General features: G+C 53.7%; 14 protein-coding genes. 9 read left to right on the top strand and 5 right to left on the bottom strand.

Annotated elements, in window-relative coordinates; translation table 11 throughout:
* Window positions 1-10 precede the first annotated feature (10 nt).
* On the bottom strand, window positions 11-1,924 hold the full coding sequence (locus tag AC0VXT_RS17960) for an ABC transporter substrate-binding protein (RefSeq protein WP_475546504.1): 1,914 nt from the start codon (window positions 1,922-1,924) through the stop codon (window positions 11-13).
* Window positions 1,925-2,397: 473 nt separating this feature from the next.
* Between AC0VXT_RS17960 and AC0VXT_RS17955 the strand changes: the two genes are divergently transcribed.
* The 4 genes from AC0VXT_RS17955 to AC0VXT_RS17940 all read left to right on the top strand — a co-directional run bounded on the left by AC0VXT_RS17955 (window position 2,398) and on the right by AC0VXT_RS17940 (window position 5,354).
* A complete protein-coding gene (locus tag AC0VXT_RS17955) occupies window positions 2,398-2,703 on the top strand; it encodes a hypothetical protein (protein ID WP_475546503.1) in 306 nt (101 codons plus the stop codon).
* Between the two features lie 169 nt (window positions 2,704-2,872).
* Entirely contained in the window at window positions 2,873-4,087 is a 1,215-nt protein-coding gene (locus AC0VXT_RS17950) for a hypothetical protein (RefSeq protein WP_475546502.1), read from the top strand.
* 110 nt (window positions 4,088-4,197) lie between these two features.
* Entirely contained in the window at window positions 4,198-4,557 is a 360-nt protein-coding gene (locus AC0VXT_RS17945) for a TraR/DksA family transcriptional regulator (protein ID WP_475546501.1), read from the top strand.
* Between the two features lie 62 nt (window positions 4,558-4,619).
* Window positions 4,620-5,354: a hypothetical protein gene (locus tag AC0VXT_RS17940; protein WP_475546500.1), complete on the top strand. Its 735-nt coding sequence runs from the start codon at window positions 4,620-4,622 to the stop codon at window positions 5,352-5,354.
* A 2-nt stretch (window positions 5,355-5,356) separates the two neighbouring features.
* Here the strand turns inward: AC0VXT_RS17940 and AC0VXT_RS17935 are convergent, their stop codons facing one another.
* The 3 genes from AC0VXT_RS17935 to AC0VXT_RS17925 all read right to left on the bottom strand — a co-directional run bounded on the left by AC0VXT_RS17935 (window position 5,357) and on the right by AC0VXT_RS17925 (window position 7,940).
* Complete coding sequence (locus AC0VXT_RS17935; RefSeq protein ID WP_475546499.1) at window positions 5,357-6,022, bottom strand: response regulator transcription factor; 666 nt, start codon at window positions 6,020-6,022, stop codon at window positions 5,357-5,359.
* 66 nt (window positions 6,023-6,088) lie between these two features.
* Window positions 6,089-7,492 carry a cache domain-containing protein gene (locus AC0VXT_RS17930; RefSeq protein WP_101298891.1) on the bottom strand — a complete coding sequence of 468 codons (1,404 nt, stop codon included), beginning with the start codon at window positions 7,490-7,492 and terminating at the stop codon, window positions 6,089-6,091.
* Window positions 7,493-7,676: 184 nt separating this feature from the next.
* Window positions 7,677-7,940: a hypothetical protein gene (locus AC0VXT_RS17925; RefSeq protein ID WP_475546498.1), complete on the bottom strand. Its 264-nt coding sequence runs from the start codon at window positions 7,938-7,940 to the stop codon at window positions 7,677-7,679.
* Between AC0VXT_RS17925 and pyc the strand changes: the two genes are divergently transcribed.
* The 4 genes from pyc (at window position 7,925) to glcF (ending at window position 15,553) form a co-directional block, all read left to right on the top strand.
* Window positions 7,925-11,392: a pyruvate carboxylase gene (pyc, locus tag AC0VXT_RS17920; RefSeq protein ID WP_475546497.1), complete on the top strand. Its 3,468-nt coding sequence runs from the start codon at window positions 7,925-7,927 to the stop codon at window positions 11,390-11,392. The two genes, AC0VXT_RS17925 and pyc, sit on opposite strands and share 16 nt — an antisense overlap.
* Before the next feature lie 16 nt (window positions 11,393-11,408).
* Complete coding sequence (locus AC0VXT_RS17915) at window positions 11,409-12,893, top strand: FAD-linked oxidase C-terminal domain-containing protein (RefSeq protein WP_475548595.1); 1,485 nt, start codon at window positions 11,409-11,411, stop codon at window positions 12,891-12,893.
* A gap of 93 nt (window positions 12,894-12,986) precedes the next feature.
* On the top strand, window positions 12,987-14,234 hold the full coding sequence (locus AC0VXT_RS17910) for an FAD-binding protein (protein ID WP_475546496.1): 1,248 nt from the start codon (window positions 12,987-12,989) through the stop codon (window positions 14,232-14,234).
* The gene (gene glcF, locus AC0VXT_RS17905; protein WP_475546495.1) at window positions 14,234-15,553 is read left to right on the top strand and encodes a glycolate oxidase subunit GlcF; all 1,320 of its coding nucleotides are present in this window, start codon (window positions 14,234-14,236) and stop codon (window positions 15,551-15,553) included. The genes AC0VXT_RS17910 and glcF overlap by 1 nt, the downstream gene beginning before the upstream one ends.
* Window positions 15,554-15,674: 121 nt before the next feature.
* Here glcF and AC0VXT_RS17900 read toward each other — a convergent pair whose 3' ends face one another.
* A complete protein-coding gene (locus AC0VXT_RS17900) occupies window positions 15,675-15,974 on the bottom strand; it encodes a hypothetical protein (RefSeq protein ID WP_102783384.1) in 300 nt (99 codons plus the stop codon).
* A gap of 418 nt (window positions 15,975-16,392) precedes the next feature.
* Here AC0VXT_RS17900 and AC0VXT_RS17895 point away from each other — a divergent pair, with 418 nt between their 5' ends.
* Entirely contained in the window at window positions 16,393-17,424 is a 1,032-nt protein-coding gene (locus tag AC0VXT_RS17895) for a PstS family phosphate ABC transporter substrate-binding protein (RefSeq protein WP_475546494.1), read from the top strand.
* Window positions 17,425-17,674 lie beyond the last annotated feature (250 nt).

Genomic DNA, 17,674 nt, shown 5'->3' with positions numbered 1-17,674 from the left:
TCTTATCTTCCTAATCTATGTAGTACTGACTAGGATTTGTAGGTGCCGGCGTTGCATAGCTCCAGGCAGCAGGCATGATCTTGGGAACGTTATGAAAGTTCTTGGCAACCACGCCTTTGCGATTAAGCGGAAGCGCAATTCCCATAACGTAAAACTGATCGACGCTGATGTCGAGAATATCGCGCATGAGTTGCGCTTGTTTTTCTGCATTTGCCGTGGCCTTTAGCTGATCATAAAGCGCAAGTTGCTTCTGAACGGCTTCTGGCGGGGTGATTGCACTGGGGCTTTCGGGGTTGGCATACCAATTGGACCAGCCGGTTGCGAACCACGAAGATTCCGCAGATACCGGAAGGTAGTTGATCGGGATCACCATGGCATCAAGGCCGCCATCACCACCCCATGCACTGGCGTGATGATTGTTGTTTTGACGGTTTGCGACAAAAACATCACGGGCAAGATTGCGTGCAGTGACATCAATGCCAATGTCGCGCCAGTATTGGACAACGGCATTGAGCATATCAAAGCGGTCGGACCCCTCTGTATCAATCGTAAACGACAGACGCTTGCCATCGGGGCGCAGAAGGAAACCTTCGTCGTCTCTATGTGTCAGGTTTGCCTTTGCCAGATAGTCTGTCGCCAGCTCGGGATCATGATTGATGAATTGCCGGGCGAGAACCGTATGATACAGCGGGCTTTCGGGACGTGGTGCCGCTTGATGGGGCAGGGCTCCGGGGGTGAAGCGTCCAATGATGGCTTCGCGGTCGATGGCGTGGGACAGGGCTATGCGGAAGTTCTTGTTCTGGAAAATCTTGCGCAGAACAGTGTCCTTGTCATTAAGGTTCAAGGACAAGGTCAGCGCATTCATGTCGCTTTCAATTAATGTAAACGGCTGCAGGTCATCATTGGCTGCCAGAACTTCGTCGGCACGTGTGCTGACGTGACGTTCCTGCATATTGACCTGTCCGGCAATGGCGGCATCACCTGCCGCACTTTTTGACGACACCAACGTGAATGATACCTGATCAATATAGGGCAGTTGACGTCCGGTAGGATCGATTTTCCAGTAATACGGGTTACGTTTGGCGATCAGTGGATCATCTTCGCCGTAGATGCCGGTCAGAACCCACGCATTCAGCGTGGGAACGTCCGGATTTTGCCAACGGCTCGGGTCGTCAATCGTTCCGGGAACGCCAAAAATGGCGATAAACCGTTCTTTCCAACCTGCAAATCCTTGCGCGCGTGCTTCTTCATCCGCGTTGGCATTATATTTCGGCAACAGCGGTTTTAGAAAGTGGGCGGGATAACTCACCGGCTCAACCCCTTCGGGGCGGGCAAGGGCGGTCGGGAAAAGGCCATAAGGGGTACTAAACCGGAATGCGACAGTCGTTTCATCGATTTTATCGACTGTTACTGGATTGCCATCGGAATTTAGCCATTCGGGCAGATTTTCGGCAAAGGCCGGGTTGTTCAGGATGTCTTCGTACCAGAAAATAATGTCATCAACGCCAAACGGCGCGCCGTCAGACCACCGCATGCCCGGACGCAGACGAAAGAAAAACTCTGTGGCATCGCTGCTGGGTTGAAAGGACAACGCGACATTGGGCACTGTTGTCGTCCATTGCGGTGTCCAGCGCAGAAGTGGTTCATAGCCAATGTTGCGGATCAGAAGTGCATGGTCGCGCTGGTCGCGCTGGGCCATCTTCCATGTGCCGCCATAAACGCCCGCTTTGTCGTTCGGGGTCACGATCATCGGTGTCGTCGGAAGACGCTGATCAACCGGCGGCAACGTGCCGTCCTTGACTTGGGTTTCAAGCATCGGGGCTTCGCCAAAATCAGCAGCATCTGACTTTGGCAGGTCAATCAGCATGACCGCCAAAACGCCAAACAAGATGCCAAACAAGATGTATGTGTAGTGTCTGACCAATTCCCGATACCCCTATCGTCGTACTTTAATGTCCGAACGTATCTATTGTGCTATCCAAAGGTGGTGGATACTGCGTGGGAGCTAAAAGGTAAATAGAGCAGTCTGTGAATTAAACCCTAAAATGACTCTGGTATGATTCTTTAGCGTAAAAATCATTCGGAAAATCTGCAGTTTAACTGCGCTGCACATAGTTTTCTTCGGCTGTGGCTTCACATTACAGGCTGTTAAAGCCACAGAAACTGGTGGTGACGGATCACTTTAGAAATATGCGCTAGAGCCGTAGCAGCTTACTTGCAACTTTGCGCTGCGCTCATGTGGCACTGCGCCATAAATAGGTTATTAAACTAAAGTTCAATAACAGCTAAATTAGGAACTTTGCGGGTAAATGGCAGTTACCATGCATTGGGCCCGTCAAGCAGGTAACGAGTCGCATAGTGTGCTATTGTGCAAACGCAGTGGAGAATATCAGGTTCATGGCACCGTCGAAAGAGCAGGAAAATAGCACTTCAACAGGTTCATTTATGGATGGACCAAAACCTGCTGCGCCAATCCCGAAATATGAACCCGGTACAGACCCGGTCTTAAAGGACCGGTTGCGCAATACGTCATCAGTGACCCCGGTACAGTCGGTGCCATCGACCGTCGAAGATGATGGTTTTACCGTTGCCGGTGTTGAAGGACGCATTGATCGCAGGAAAGCCAATGTTGCTGGAAAACTGGTGGATACAGATCCTGATCAGGCACTTCGTGTAATCCGAAACTGGCTGATGCAAGAATAGCAGGAATAAAAACAGTCGGTGTTGGACCTCAACATCGACACCGCGTGATTGTTGTCGATACTTCTTGGGATTTATCAACGGCTTTGACATTCTGATCCCTTGCCAACCGTGATGCCCTGTCCGTTTATGTGATGGATGTGCATCCTGCGACGGTGCCAAGGGGGAATCAATGACCAACTTCGAACAACTTATTTCAGACCAGTTTTGTGCGTTTGATGCCAACTATCTGTCGCAACAGGCGACATTTGAAGCACAGCTTGCACCGCTTCAGGAAAAGCTGATTGCGATCCAGAAAACCGGAAACAGCATGGCTGCATCCGATCAGCAAATGATCGAATGCAAATGGTTGCTGTCCTATACCGCCGACTGGAAAACGCTGGCGGTCAAACTGGCGGAATTTAAAAAATCCCTTGATAACCCTGATCAGGATTGGGCCAGTCAGCAGGTCGCAATCGATGGTTCATGGGGACCTTGCTACGATCAATGGTTCCTCACGGTCGATGCGATGATTGATGCGGTCAATACGTTGGCCGATGAGGGACAAGCGCCGCAATATCCGTTCCTGTTCCTCGCCCCGATTGCAACACCGCAAAAGATGGTCGCGTGGCTGGAAAGCCAGAAAACGTCCCACATCTTTGCCGATGGGTTGGATCGCCGTGATGCCTTGGGGGCTGTCACCGCGACCTTGTCGCAGATGTGTTTTAAAAGTGAAATTCGCGATTATTTCCAAACCTATGTGAAGGGTTTTGATCTTAGTGATGACTATATCGCGGCCTACAAGAAATGGCTCGATGACTGGCAGGATGGGCAAAGTGGCTATTGGGGCGGATGGTTTGCAACCGCGTCGGATGGTGTGTTGAAAAGCCCCGACCTCAGCCTGACGTTCCATAATATTTCCTATCAGCACGGCAAGGTCGATTTATGGGTGGAGATTTTTGCAACCACGCTTGCGATCCGCGATCAGGCTTATCCTTTTGGCTGGAAGCACAACGATAATTTCAACAATCACAACAATTACGATGTGACAAAGATCTTTGACCTTGGCTGGTCTCAGGTCGATGACGCATCGCAAAAGGCGGCATCAGATGACATCGGTCTGGTTCTTGACTGGTGTTTGACCAAATCCATGACGCCAGATGGCGGTTTCATTGATGATCCGACCTTCTATAATTCCGTCGGGGCGGCCTATTATTACGGTGTCTCATTCCTTGATCAGGCGGGATATTTCGCAACAACCAAACCGTTCTGGACAGACAAACCGTTTGCCGATGGACCCGCGCTTTGTTGCAAAATTCAGAAGAAAATCAAATCCGAAGGACTGGATGATGCCGAAGCCAAGGCCGCATTGGAAAAGCTTGTCGATGCCTGCGGAAATTGCACCTGAATATGTGTGCCCCCGGTCGCGACTTTAAATCTGCACAAAGGGGTTGGCGAAAGACCGACGACCCACCCCATATAAGAAAAGAAGAACAACAACACATTACGAGGTTCGCGATGACAGATCGTAAAGATATTGATCTTGCTGAACTGCGCACACGGCTTGAAACCCGGCGCGCAGAGCTGTTGGCACATTCCAGCCATTCAGAAGATTACCGTAAGCCCGTCGAGCTTGATCAACAGGCGGTCGGGCGTCTGTCACGCATGGACGCACTACAAAATCAGCAAATGCATCTTGAACAGGAACGCCGTCGCGCCGCCGAACTGACCCGGATTGAAAAAACACTGATCCGGATGGATCAGGATCAATACGGCCATTGTCATAACTGCGGTGACGATATTGAACTCAAACGTCTGGAATTTGACCCGACCACGCCATTGTGTGTTGAGTGTGCGGATCGGGTCAGCCATGTCTGATAGGAAGATATGATTGGCACAATGGGGCCTTCCCCTAAAATAAGTGAAACGGGAGAAGCCATTTGCCGGCTTTTGGGCAACATAACCGACTGAACGTGCTTGCCGTAATGGTCGTGGCAAGTGTGATGTTTGCACTTTTGGCGCTTCCCAAACGCACGGTCGCCCAAACCAGTGGCTGCGGGCCGGTGCAAACGCCGTCAACGACTCTTGAGTTTATTCAGATGGACCCGATGCTGGACCGGCATCGCTCGGTGCGCTGGCTTAACAGTCGTGCAGGCGGCAGTCCGCGCTATCTTGTGACCGGACTGACCGAATATGAAATGCGTGCGTCGTTTAACATGCGTCTTGAGCCCCGCGAAGCCGGCTTTGGGCGGTATTGCTTAACCCCTGTAACGGTTAATCCGCGGGTCGAAGTCGTCAAACATCTTGTCTATGTCGCATCCGAACTTGAACGCGGAAGCTGTGAATATAATGTCGTTTACGCCCACGAAGGCGAACACGTAAAAATCAATCAGGGGATGGAAGCCGATATTCAGGCCTCTCTTGACGATATGGTGGGTGATATCACCCGCACGGTTGCCGCAATGCCGCCGATGTCGGGGGAAAATGTCGCACGGTCGATCAAACGGTTGCTGTCGGAATATGGCCGTGAGTTCAAACGGCGCCTTAACGATATTGATCGCAGCCGCCGCGAAGATCACAAACGCATCGATACCCCGGAACAGTATGACAAACTGTCACGGGCATGCGGACCGAACTCGGCATTCGATACGGTTCTGCCCCGCGCAGCACGCTAGGCTCAACCTTCGAGCGTCACCAGACCTTTTTCAATCGCATAGCGGACCAGTCCGGCAGAACTGTCGATATCAAGTTTGCGTTTGATGTTGCGGCGGTGGGTTTCAACCGTACGCACGCTGATATCAAGTTCGCGCGCGACATGCTTGTTGCTCGCACCCTTCGCCAGAAGCCGCAACACTGTACGTTCGCGGGTTGTTAACGGCACGCCATCGCTGTTACTGCCTTCGCCCGACGTGATCCGTTCAAAGGTCGAACTATAGGCTTCCCCGCCATTGGCGATGGTTTCAATCGCGCGCACCATGTCGTTTGACGACACGTCTTTAAGGATAAAGCCCCGTGCCCCTGCTTCCTGTGCGGTGCGCAGATATTCCGGATTTTCATGCATCGATAGAATGACGACCTTGGTGTCGGGCATGGTTTCACGGAACTTTTCGGCGGCTTCCAGACCGTTCATCACCGGCATCGAAATGTCCATCAAAACGATGTCGGGTTGCAGTTCACGCGCCAGTGCCAGCGCCTCGACACCGTTGCTTGCTTCGCCGACGATGTTGATATGCTCAAAGCATTCCAGTCGCGACCGGATGCCATCCATCACAAGCGCGTGGTCATCGCACAAAAGAACGCGCATGGGGCGCTCGGCTGAATAGGTAAGGTTGGCATTGTTCATCGGTCGAAACTTACTTCCTGTCGCAGGTGTTTTCTCTGAGGTGATTAGGCAGATTGAGTTCAGACCCTAACTGCTGATTGTCTTGTCGGGTAGTTCATTATGCGCACTTGCCGGAATAAATGCAGTTATCCTTGTGCCATCATCGGGTTCTGAGCGCACGCTGAGCCCGCCGCCATGAAATTCCATGCGTTCGCGCATGTTGCGCAAACCAATGCCAGCCCGCGGGTCGCGGTTGCGGATATAGCGGTTGGTCTCAAACCCGACCCCGTTATCGCCAATCCGCATCACAACGCTTTGGCCTTCGCGTTTGATCGAAATTGTCACAACCGTTGCATCGGCGTGGCGGACAATGTTGGTCAGCGTTTCCTGCAAAACACGGTACAGCGTGGTTTTCTTGGCGATATCGAGTTGGTTGTCGATGGTGTCGCATTTGACTTCAATCCGCATGCCCGACCGGTCTTGAAGTTCGGCACACATGCTCTCAATCGCGGGTTTCAGGCCAAGGTCATCCAAAACAGCCGGGCGCAAATCACGTGAGATGCGCCGCACTTCGTGAATGGCATCCTGAAGGCGTTTGGCCGCCTTTTCCATTGGTTCGACCGCCGGGCTTGATTGGGACCCAATGCGCGCAATTGCGGTTTCAACGGAATATTTCACTGAGACCAGAATTTGGCTGATCCCGTCATGCAACTCACGCGAAACGCGCAGGCGTTCCTGTTCCTGAACATCAACAACCCGATGGGTCAGTTCCTTAAGCTTGGAATCGGCCAGTTTGCGTTCCGAAAGCGTCACGACCGTGCCCGATATGCCGACCAGTAACACCGCAAGGATGGTAACTCCGATAATGGAAATGGTAGTTTCGCGAATGTGGGTGGAAACCTCGGATTCAATTTCGGCGACCTGTTCGGAAATATCGTCGATATAAATCCCCGTGCCGATCATCCAGCCCCATTTTTCAAGCATCAGCGAGTAGGATATCTTTTCCGTCGGTTCGCCTGTCGATGGCTTTTCCCAAACGTGGCGCATGAAATCGCCACCCTTTTCGGCATTGAAAATCAATCCCTGAATGACCGAATTGCCGTTGATATCGCGCAAATTCCAGTACGTCCGGCCCAGCCGCCAGGGTTGCGGCGGATCGACAAGGGCGGTGCCATCGCGGTCATAGATAAAGAAATAGCCGTCCTCGCCATAAGACAGGTCTTCAATGATCGCCTTGACCCGTTCCTTGGACACCGCATCAAGCGGGCTTGCCACCGAATAGATATGGTCAATCGATGCCATGGCCAGCTCAAGATAGCTTTTAAGCTCATCCTTGCGGGCTTTGAGGATGTTGCGTTCAAACGTCCTGATTTCGGCTTCGGCCAGTCGTTCGGCCTGGGCAAACACCAGCCATGAAATCGCACTGGCGGCCAGAACAAGCGGCAGAATGGACAGCAAAAGAAACTTTAGTCGAAGATTAAGCTTCGGCATGGGCGTGACCGTTTTGGCGGCGGGGAAGGTTTCGAAGGCCGGACAATAGCATATTTGTCACAAAAGTCCCTGCAAGATCACGGGTTCTCAACTGCGAGGATATGCGCGCACTACAGCCCATTTTCCACATGGTGAAAACCCGCTGGCCTATATTTATCAAAATTGGTATTACCAATTTCACGGATCAGGCTTTGACAGGGGGTGGGCAATGCGCATATATCATAAACGTCGCCTGCCCACCGGGCGCCAAAAACTTTGGATGCACTGCACGCGTTTTATCGGTGCGCGCATCCTGATCCGCCACATTAGGTATGGCGTTGCAGGCATCCCGCACCGCAACGCATTCCGGGACCATATCGTGGCGTTCACTTGGTTTTGGCAGGCGCGCACAGGCCGTTCCTGCCATAAAAATCTGGTAGGAGCCCGGTGTATATGAACCGTTCAGCACCAAAACGTATCCGTAAACTTCTCGTCGCCAATCGCGGCGAAATCGCCATTCGTGTTTTGCGCGCTGCAAATGAACTTGGCATTCGTACGGTTGCGATTTTTTCCGACGAAGACCGTTTTGCCCTTCACCGCTTCAAGGCGGATGAAAGCTATACCGTGGGCAAGGGCAACAAGCCCATTCGCGCCTATCTCGATATCGAGGATATCCTGCGCGTTGCGCGCGATGCCGATGTCGATGCCATCCATCCGGGCTATGGTTTCCTGTCGGAAAACCCCGAATTCGCTGATGCCTGTGCTGAGGCTGGCATTCAGTTTATCGGCCCTGATTCTGATGTGATGCGCCTTCTGGGCAATAAGGTGTCGGCGCGTAATCTGGCCGAAACCGCCGATGTGCCGGTGATGCCTGCATCCGCGGCCTTGCCCGAAGACATGGCCGAAGTCACCAAGATTGCCGAAAAACTCGGCTACCCGCTGATGCTCAAGGCAAGCTGGGGTGGCGGTGGACGCGGTATGCGCGTCATTGAAAATGGCAAGGACCTGTCCAATCAGGTGCTCGGTGCCCGGCGTGAGGCCGAGGCCGCCTTTGGCAATGGCGAAGTCTATTTCGAAAAACTGATCCGCCGCGCCCGCCATGTTGAGGTACAGCTTCTGGGCGATAACCACGGCACACTTGTTCATCTGTATGAACGTGATTGCTCGGTTCAGCGCCGCAATCAAAAAGTCGTCGAACGCGCCCCGGCACCGTATCTTGATGACGCGCAGCGCAAGGAAATCTGCGATGCTGCCATCCGGTTGGGCAAGGCCGCCAACTATGTAAATGCTGGCACGGTCGAATTCCTGATGGATGTCGATACATCCAAATTCTATTTTATCGAGGTCAATCCCCGTATTCAGGTCGAACACACCGTGACCGAATGTGTCACCGGCTTTGATCTGGTGAAGGCGCAAATCCTGATTGCGCAAGGCGGCCGGATCGGTTTCCCATCGGAAACCGGCATTCCGTGGCAGGATAAAATCAAGCTGCGCGATCATGCGCTTCAGTGCCGTATCACCACCGAAAACCCGGAAAACAACTTCGTCCCTGATTACGGGATCATCAAGGTGTATCGCGGTGCCAACGGGTTTGGCATTCGTCTGGATGGCGGCACGGCCTATTCCGGTGCGGTGATCACACCGTTTTATGACAGCATGCTTGAAAAGGTCACCGCATGGGGCAGCACCCCGCGTGAGGCCGTCGATCGCATGGACCGTGCGTTGCGTGAATTCCGTATTCGCGGTGTTGCGACCAATCTGGCGTTCCTTGAAAACCTGATCAATCACCCGAAATTCCGGGCTGGTGAATATACCACGCGGTTCATTGACGAAACGCCCGACCTGTTTAAATTCGTGCGCCGTCGCGACCGTGCAACACGTCTTCTGCGCTTCATCGGTGAAGTCGCGGTCAATGGCAATCCAGAGGTCGAAGGCCGCGTTGTCCCGACCAATCTGCATGATCCGGTGATGCCAAAATCAATTGATCTCGATGAAATTCGTCCCGGCACGAAGCAAAAACTTGATCAACTCGGCCCAGAAGGTTTCTCACGCTGGATGAAGGATCAGGACCGGGTTCTGATCACCGATACCACCATGCGCGATGCCCATCAGTCGCTGCTGGCCACCCGCATGCGGACCTATGACATGCTGGCAATCGCGCCTTATTATGCGCATGGCCTGCCCGAACTGTTTTCACTGGAATGCTGGGGCGGGGCGACGTTTGATGTCGCCATGCGGTTCCTCAACGAAGACCCATGGGACCGTCTGGTCAAGCTGCGTGAACGGGTTCCCAATATCCTCACACAAATGCTTTTGCGTGCCTCAAACGCGGTCGGCTATACGAACTATCCCGATAATGCGGTGGATTACTTCGTTAAGCAGGCCGCCGAGCACGGCATGGATGTCTTCCGGGTGTTTGACAGCCTGAACTGGGTGGAAAACATGAAGGTCGCGATGGAATCGGTACTGAAAACCGATAAACTCTGCGAAGCGACCATTTGTTATACCGGCGATATCTACGACAAAAGCCGCCCGAAATATAACCTTGATTACTACGTCAATATGGCGCGCGAGCTGGAAAAATCCGGTGCCCATATTCTGGGGCTTAAGGACATGGCCGGTGTGCTGCGTCCGGCTGCGGCGACCGAACTGGTCAAGGCGCTTAAAGACACGGTCAACATCCCGATCCATTTCCACACCCATGACACCAGCGGTATTTCAGCCGCCACGGTGATTGCCGCCATTGATGCCGGGGTGGATGCGGTCGATGCCGCCATGGATTCGATGTCAGGTCTGACGTCCCAACCAAACCTTGGCTCCATCGCCAACAACTATATCGGTCAGCCGCGTGATCCGGGCCTGAATACCGAGGCGCTTAAGGAAGTTTCGACCTATTGGGAACAAATCCGTCGCTACTACGCCGGATTTGAAAGCGATATCAGAAGCGGCACATCGGACGTTTACGTCCATGAAATGCCGGGTGGCCAATATACCAACCTGCGCCAACAGGCACGTGCCCTGGGCCTTGATGATCGCTGGCCCGAAGTTTCCAAGGCCTATGCAGCGGTCAACAAGATGTTTGGCGATGTCGTCAAAGTTACGCCAAGTTCCAAGGTCGTGGGCGATATGGCGCTTATGATGGTGACATCAGGACTAAGCGAGGAAGACGTTCTTGATCCGAAAAAGGACATTACCTTCCCCGATAGCGTGATTTCCTTCTTCCGCGGTGAAATCGGTCAGCCGGTCGGCGGCTTCCCGCCCGCCTTGCAGCGCAAGGTGCTCAAAGGCGGCGAAGCCCTTTCGGATCGTCCGGGCAAGTCTTTGCCACCGATTGATTTCGAAGCGACCCGCAAGGAGATCGAAAAGAAAACCCATCGCAACATCAGCGATGCGGAGGTTGCATCCTATGTGATGTATCCCAAGGTGTTCCTTGATTACGCCGAACACCGCAGCCACAACGCCGATGTGTCGGTGCTGCCAACCCCGGTCTTTTTCTATGGGATGAACCAGAACGATGAAATCTCGGTTGATCTGGAAAAGGGCAAAACGCTTGTCATTCGCTATCTGACAACGTCCGAGGGCGGTGACGACGAAGGTCAACGCACGGTGTTCTTTGAACTCAACGGTCAACCCCGAACGGTCAAGGTCGCCGACAAAACCCTTGCCGCCACGGGCAAGGTCCGCCCCAAGGCCGAAGACGGCAACAAACTTCACATCGCAGCCCCGATGCCGGGACTTGTGGTCGAGGTGCATGTCGCCGAAGGCCAGAAGGTCAAGGCCGGTGATGTGATGTGCTCGCTTGAGGCCATGAAAATGGAAACCGCAGTTCACGCGGAAAAGGACGGCACGGTGGCAACCATCCACGCGCCTGCCGGTACACAGGTTGACAGCAAGGACTTGCTGATCGAACTAACGGAGTAAACCACCGATGCTTAGGATGCCTGAGCCTGATCAACACACGCTTGCTCGTCGCAAGGATATCATTGCCGCCATGAGGGATATTATTCCCTCGTCCGGTGGTGTGATTGTCGATGAGGATCAGCTCAGGCCCTATGAATGCGATGGTTTGATGGCCTATCGGCAATTGCCGATGATTGTGGTCCTGCCCGAAAACACCGGGCAGGTCGCAGCCATCCTGAAATATTGTCATACCCATAAAATCCGCGTTGTGCCACGCGGTGCGGGCACCGGTCTTTCGGGCGGGGCCTTGCCGATGGCCGATGCGATTACGATTAGTATGATGAAATTCAACCGTGTGCTGGATATCGATTGGGACAACCGGGCGGCAGTGGTGCAGCCCGGTGTCACCAACCTTGGCATCTCGCGCGCGGTCGAACACAAAGGGTTCTATTACGCACCTGACCCGTCCAGCCAGATCGCCTGTTCGATTGGCGGCAATATTGCGGAAAATTCCGGCGGGGTGCATTCGCTTAAATACGGGCTTACGACCAATAACGTGCTGGGCGTTGAAATGGTCACGATCGAAGGTGAAATCCTGCGTGTCGGCGGTAAGGGGCTTGACCAGACCGGCTACGACCTTTTGGGCATTATCACTGGATCCGAAGGGTTGCTTGGCATTGTGACGGAGGTAACGGTACGCATTTTGCGCAAACCCGAAACGGCGCGTGCCTTGCTTCTGGGCTTTAATTCGTCTGAAGAAGGCGGAAAATGCGTTGCCGCAATTATTGCAGCCGGGATCATTCCCGGTGGACTTGAAATGATGGATGCCCCGGCGATCAAGGCGACCGAGGATTTTGTCCATGCCGGATATCCCCTTGATGTCGAAGCCCTGCTTCTGGTCGAACTTGATGGCCCGCAGGTCGAGGTTGATTATCTGATCGAACGGGTTGGCAAGATTGCCAAGGATTTCAGTGCGGTTTATTCGCGCATTTCCGAAAGCGAAGAAGAACGTCTTCTGTTCTGGTCGGGGCGCAAAAATGCCTTCCCGGCGATTGGCCGGATTTCGCCTGATTATATGTGCATGGATGGCACCATCCCGCGTGTCCGTCTGGCCGAGGTTTTGGCCGGCATGCAGGTTCTCTCACAGCGTCACGGGCTTGGTGTGGCAAACGTGTTTCATGCCGGTGACGGCAATTTGCATCCCCTGATCATGTTTGATGCCAACAAACCGGGTGACCTCGAACGTGCAGAGGCCTTTGGCGGTGACATCCTGAAACTCTGTGTCGAGGTCGGCGGCGTTTTATCCGGTGAACATGGCATCGGCGTCGAAAAGCGCGACCTGATGGGCGAAATGTTCACAGCCGACGACATGAAACATCAGGAACGCATCAAAATGGCGTTTGATGAGGACCAGTTGCTCAACCCCGGCAAGGTCTTCCCGACCTTGCATGGCTGCGGGGAGCTTAAAACCCTGCATGCCAAGGCGGTTGCCGACAAATTCCCGACCATCCCGCGCTTTTAGACGCGACAAAACAAGACCAACGACAAAACAAAGGCTGGCCAACCGGTTCCCGCAACCCCGATTGGCACAGCTCAGGAGAGGAAGAGAGATATTATGGTGGATGTACTTTCCCCCACCACGCCGGATCAACTGCGTGACGCGGTTGGCTGGGCGCTTGGGTCCAGGACCCCGCTTGAAATCATCGGATCAGGCAGCAAACGCGCCTTTGGCCATGCTGTTTTGGCCCACACGATTCTCGATTGCTCCAAACTGTCGGGCATTCTGTTCTATGAACCGGAAGAATTGGTGATTTCTGCGCGTGTTGGTACGCCATTGGCCGAAATAAAGGCTGCCTTGGCCGAGAGAAATCAGCAATTCCACTTTGAGCCCGGAAACTTTCCGGCCCTATTGGGCGATGATGTTGTGCCCGACGCCGGAACGATTGGCGGCCTTGTCGCAACCAATATCGCCGGATCACGCCGGATCAAGGTCGGGGCCGCCCGTGACCATCTGTTGGGGTTCGAAGCCGTTTCGGGCCGGGCCGAGGATTTTAAATCCGGGGGGCGGGTGATGAAAAATGTCACCGGGTTTGATTTGTCAAAACTGATGTCAGGATCGTTTGGCACATTGGGCGTGATGCATACGGTGAACTTGAAAGTCATGCCGTGTGATGAACAATCGGCCAGCATCCTTGTTGCCTGTGATGATCCCAAAATTGCAGGCAAGGTCATGACGGCCGCACTGGGCAGCGAAAACGAAGTATCGGCCGCCGCATGGATTTCATCAGATGATGTGAAATCACTCGATGTGCCGCTGGCGCAGGAAATGGGAAGTGGTCTGGTTGTCGTGCGCATAGAAGGGCCCGCACCCTCGGTTTCGTGGCGGTCAGAAGCGCTGTGTAAACTGCTGGCGCAATACGGCGAAACTCGCCCGTTGGCCGAAAGTTACAGCCAGCATCTTTGGCACTGTGTGGCAGATGTGAAGCCCTTTGTCCCCGTTGGCGACGTCAGCCTGTTATGGCGGGTTTCGGTACCACCTGCATCGGGCGGTGCGGTCGCCGAACGTTTGATGGATGTTACCGGTGGCCGGGTCATGATGGATTGGGCCGGTGGCCTGATCTGGCTGCAGATCACCGGATCAGATGCGATGGCACATCAGGTGCGCGATATTGCCGGGGCGTCCGACGGGCAGGCGGTTCTTGTGCGTGCCCCGGCCAAAATGCGCGAAAGCATTGCTGTCTTTCATCCGGAAAATGCGGCCTTGGCCCGGATCAATGCAAAGCTCAGACAGAACTTTGACCCGGAAGGTATCCTTAATCCGGGGCGACTTTCCCCGCCGAGCGCAAACGGGGAGGGTGCATAATGCAAACCAATTTCACCGCCGCCCAGCTTGAAAACCCGATGATCGCCGAAAGTGAGCAGATCCTGCGCAAATGTGTGCACTGCGGCTTCTGTACAGCGACCTGTCCGACCTTTGTGACCCTTGGCGATGAACTCGATAGCCCGCGGGGGCGGATCTATCTGATCAAGGACATGCTCGAAAACGATCAACCGGCGACCGACCGGGTGGTGAAGCACCTTGATCGCTGTTTGTCGTGCCTGTCGTGCACGACGACCTGTCCGTCGGGTGTCGATTACATGCATCTGATTGATAATGCCCGTGCCCACATCGAAGAAACCTATGACCGGCCCTTGGGTGATAAGCTTCTGCGTAAAATGTTGGCGATTGTCGTGCCCAGCCCAACCCTGTTTCGCCTGTCCATGATCGGCGCAAAATTTGCCGCCCCGTTTGCCAAACTGATGCCCGGACGGCTTAAGGGCATGGTCAAGATGGGCGCGCGTTCACTGCCGACACCAAGCTGGGTGGATAAACCGCAAATCATCCCGGCCATTGGCAAACGCAAGGGCCGGGTGGCAATCCTGACCGGCTGTGCGCAACAGGTTCTTGAAACCGAAATCAACGAGGCGACGGTGCGTCTCCTCACCCGCCTTGGGATTGAGGTCGTTGTTGCCAAGGGTGCGGGCTGTTGCGGCTCACTTGTCCATCACATGGGCAAGGAAGAAAAATCCCATCATCAGGCCAAGGGCAATATTGACGCATGGACGGCAGAACTGGCCGGTGAGGGGCTTGATGCAGTGGTCATCACCGCATCGGGCTGTGGCACAACCGTCAAGGATTATGGCCATATGCTGGCACATGATCCGGCCTATGCCCAAAAGGCCAAAACGATCTCGTCCTTGGCGCGCGACATCACCGAATATCTGACCCAGATTGACGTTGATCCCGCCCTGTTTGCCAAGGCGGACCACGGCAATCCGCGCGTGGCCTATCATTCGGCCTGTTCGATGCAACATGGTCAGAAAATCACCCGGCAACCCCGCGATCTTTTGAAAATGGCCGGGTTTGACATCGCCGAGATCGCCGAGGGGCATCTGTGTTGCGGCTCGGCTGGGGTTTACAACCTGCTACAGCCCGAAATTGCTGGTCAGTTGCAGGAACGTAAACGGGCAAATATCCGCAACACCACCCCGGACCTTGTCGCAACCGGCAATATTGGCTGCATGATCCAGATCGAAACAGACGATCTGAAAGTCGTCCATACCGTGCAGTTGCTTGATTGGGCGGCAGGCGGGCCAAGGCCATCGAAGTTAACTGCACCTTCGCTTCAAAGTACCAACTAGGTTCTGTCTTCCCTGATGCACACATAAAGATAGTCGGCTCACCGTTAACAGGGAGCCGACTTTCTTTTTAGGGACCGTCGCCGCAAGCCATTGGCCTGACCGGCTTAAAAGCGCGGTTGTATCAGGATTCTTTACCCAGCAAACTTTGCGCGATGCCTTCGGCCGCCGACCCTTCGGAGCTGTCTTCGGCGAAAGCGGCGGTCTTGTCTCGTATCCACTGCAACGCAGCGGCATCATCAATATCGACCTTTTGCACGACAAGGGCGAGAATCGCTTCAATTGCCAGAACGTGCGATGCGACGTTATTTACCGCCATATGCAATTCATCGATATGGCGCGACGCGGCTTCGGACATGTCGCCGAGTTCCCCCGACAGCTTCTGGATCAGTTCCTGAATTTCGTCGAGTGAAGCACTGCTCATGTTTCTTCTCCTGTGTTTGTCACGCGCACATTCGATGCACTACGCCTTGTTACCTTCTGACTAAGACTTGCGTGGAATGCGTAAGATGTAAAGTCATAGCTCGGAATTAACGCCCGCGTTGCCGCGACAGGGGATGGAAAACCATCGGGCTGTGATTGCTCTGTTACAGTTTTTGTAACGAAAATCCGTGTTTGGCTCTTTTGGGGCGTGAAAACGTGGGATCAACGCGGCGAAAATCCAAATCGAAAACAATTCAAGTAATTGATTTAATTTCATAAAATTCAGTATTTTTGCACCAAAAATGCGTTGTCACATAAGCTTAATAAAAGCGACACAATACCGTAAGCACCCAGCGGTAGAGTCCGCCTCGCAGATCGTTGCACCGTTCCGAAGTGGAACAACCATTGGGGAATATACCATGAAGAAGACTCTTGCTGTTGCGGCGCTGATGAGCGTTGCCTTTGCTGGCGCTGCCCAGGCACGTGACCAGATTCGTATCGTTGGTTCGTCCACCGTGTTTCCTTTCGCAACCGCAGTTGCAGAAGAATTCGGTAAAACCACCTCTTTCAAGACTCCGGTTATTGAATCAACCGGTTCTGGCGGTGGTCTGAAGCTGTTCTGTGCCGGTGTTGGCGAACAGCATCCCGACATTACCAATGCTTCGCGTCGCATCAAGAAGTCCGAAGTTGAAAAATGTGCTGCTAACGGCATTTCGGAAATCACCGAAGTGAAAGTTGGCTACGACGGTATCGTTCTGTCGAACTCCAACGAAGCACCTGAACTTGACCTTACCAAAGAGCAGATCTTCCTTGCTCTTGCTAAAATCGTTCCGTCCAAAGACGGCAAGTCGCTTGTAGACAACTTCTACACCACCTGGTCGGAAATCGATCCGAGCCTGCCGGACGTTAAAATCGAAGTTCTCGGCCCGCCGCCGACCTCCGGTACCCGTGATGCTTTCACCGAGCTGGTACTTGAAGAAGCTTGTGAAGAATTCCCGGTTATCGCCGAACTCGAAAAATCCAACAAAGACCAGTTCAAAGCTGTCTGCGCTGGCGTTCGTGAAGACGGTGCCTATGTTGAAGCTGGCGAAAACGACAACCTGATCGTTCAGAAGCTTGAAGCCAACAAAGACGCATTTGGCATCTTTGGTTTCTCCTTCCTCGACCAGAATGGCGACAAACTTCAGGGTTCGATGATCAATGGCGTGTCGCCGACCTTCGAAGCAATCTCTGCTGGTGATTACCCGGTTTCGCGTTCGCTTTACTTCTACGTAAAGAACGCACACGTCGGCACCATCCCGGGTATCGAAGAATACCTGGCTGAGTTCACCGCGGACAAAGCTTGGGGTGACGAAGGTTACCTTGCTGATCGTGGTCTGATCCCGATGGATGCAAAAGAGCGTGAAACAGTTCGTAACGCTGCGATGAATCTTTCGCCGCTGAGCATGTAACGTGATACTTCAACCGGTGGCGGCATGGGTCGCCATCGGTTTCTTTGTTTTAAAGCATGTTGTACTAAATCAGGTTCACTTTGTTTGTTTTTGGCGTGCCGTTTGGCAAGGCACAGCGCGCAAGAGCGATGCGGCGCATCGGTCAAGCGGTGTAACGCCGCGAAACGTCGCCAAAAACAAACCCTTGGGGCCGGAGCAGCCATCCGCCCCGCAGCGTCAACGCCCTTGAACGTAGCCCCGCTACGCTCTG

The sequence above is a fragment of the Thalassospira sp. Z349TD_5 genome (assembly GCF_056173045.1).
The sequence above is the reverse complement of the archived record's forward strand: the minus strand, read 5'-3'. Positions and strand labels throughout refer to the sequence as shown.

Excerpts from the sequence above, each read along its gene's own strand:
- AC0VXT_RS17895 (WP_475546494.1), top strand. The coding sequence starts at position 16,393 with ATGAAGAAGACTCTTGCTGTTGCGGCGCTGATGAGCGTTGCCTTTGCT.
- AC0VXT_RS17955 (WP_475546503.1), top strand. The coding sequence starts at position 2,398 with ATGGCACCGTCGAAAGAGCAGGAAAATAGCACTTCAACAGGTTCATTT.
- AC0VXT_RS17930 (WP_101298891.1), bottom strand. The coding sequence starts at position 7,492 with ATGCCGAAGCTTAATCTTCGACTAAAGTTTCTTTTGCTGTCCATTCTG.
- AC0VXT_RS17935 (WP_475546499.1), bottom strand. The coding sequence starts at position 6,022 with ATGAACAATGCCAACCTTACCTATTCAGCCGAGCGCCCCATGCGCGTT.
- glcF (WP_475546495.1), top strand. The coding sequence starts at position 14,234 with ATGCAAACCAATTTCACCGCCGCCCAGCTTGAAAACCCGATGATCGCC.
- AC0VXT_RS17950 (WP_475546502.1), top strand. The coding sequence starts at position 2,873 with ATGACCAACTTCGAACAACTTATTTCAGACCAGTTTTGTGCGTTTGAT.
- AC0VXT_RS17910 (WP_475546496.1), top strand. The coding sequence starts at position 12,987 with ATGGTGGATGTACTTTCCCCCACCACGCCGGATCAACTGCGTGACGCG.
- AC0VXT_RS17915 (WP_475548595.1), top strand. The coding sequence starts at position 11,409 with ATGCCTGAGCCTGATCAACACACGCTTGCTCGTCGCAAGGATATCATT.
- pyc (WP_475546497.1), top strand. The coding sequence starts at position 7,925 with ATGAACCGTTCAGCACCAAAACGTATCCGTAAACTTCTCGTCGCCAAT.
- AC0VXT_RS17945 (WP_475546501.1), top strand. The coding sequence starts at position 4,198 with ATGACAGATCGTAAAGATATTGATCTTGCTGAACTGCGCACACGGCTT.
- AC0VXT_RS17900 (WP_102783384.1), bottom strand. The coding sequence starts at position 15,974 with ATGAGCAGTGCTTCACTCGACGAAATTCAGGAACTGATCCAGAAGCTG.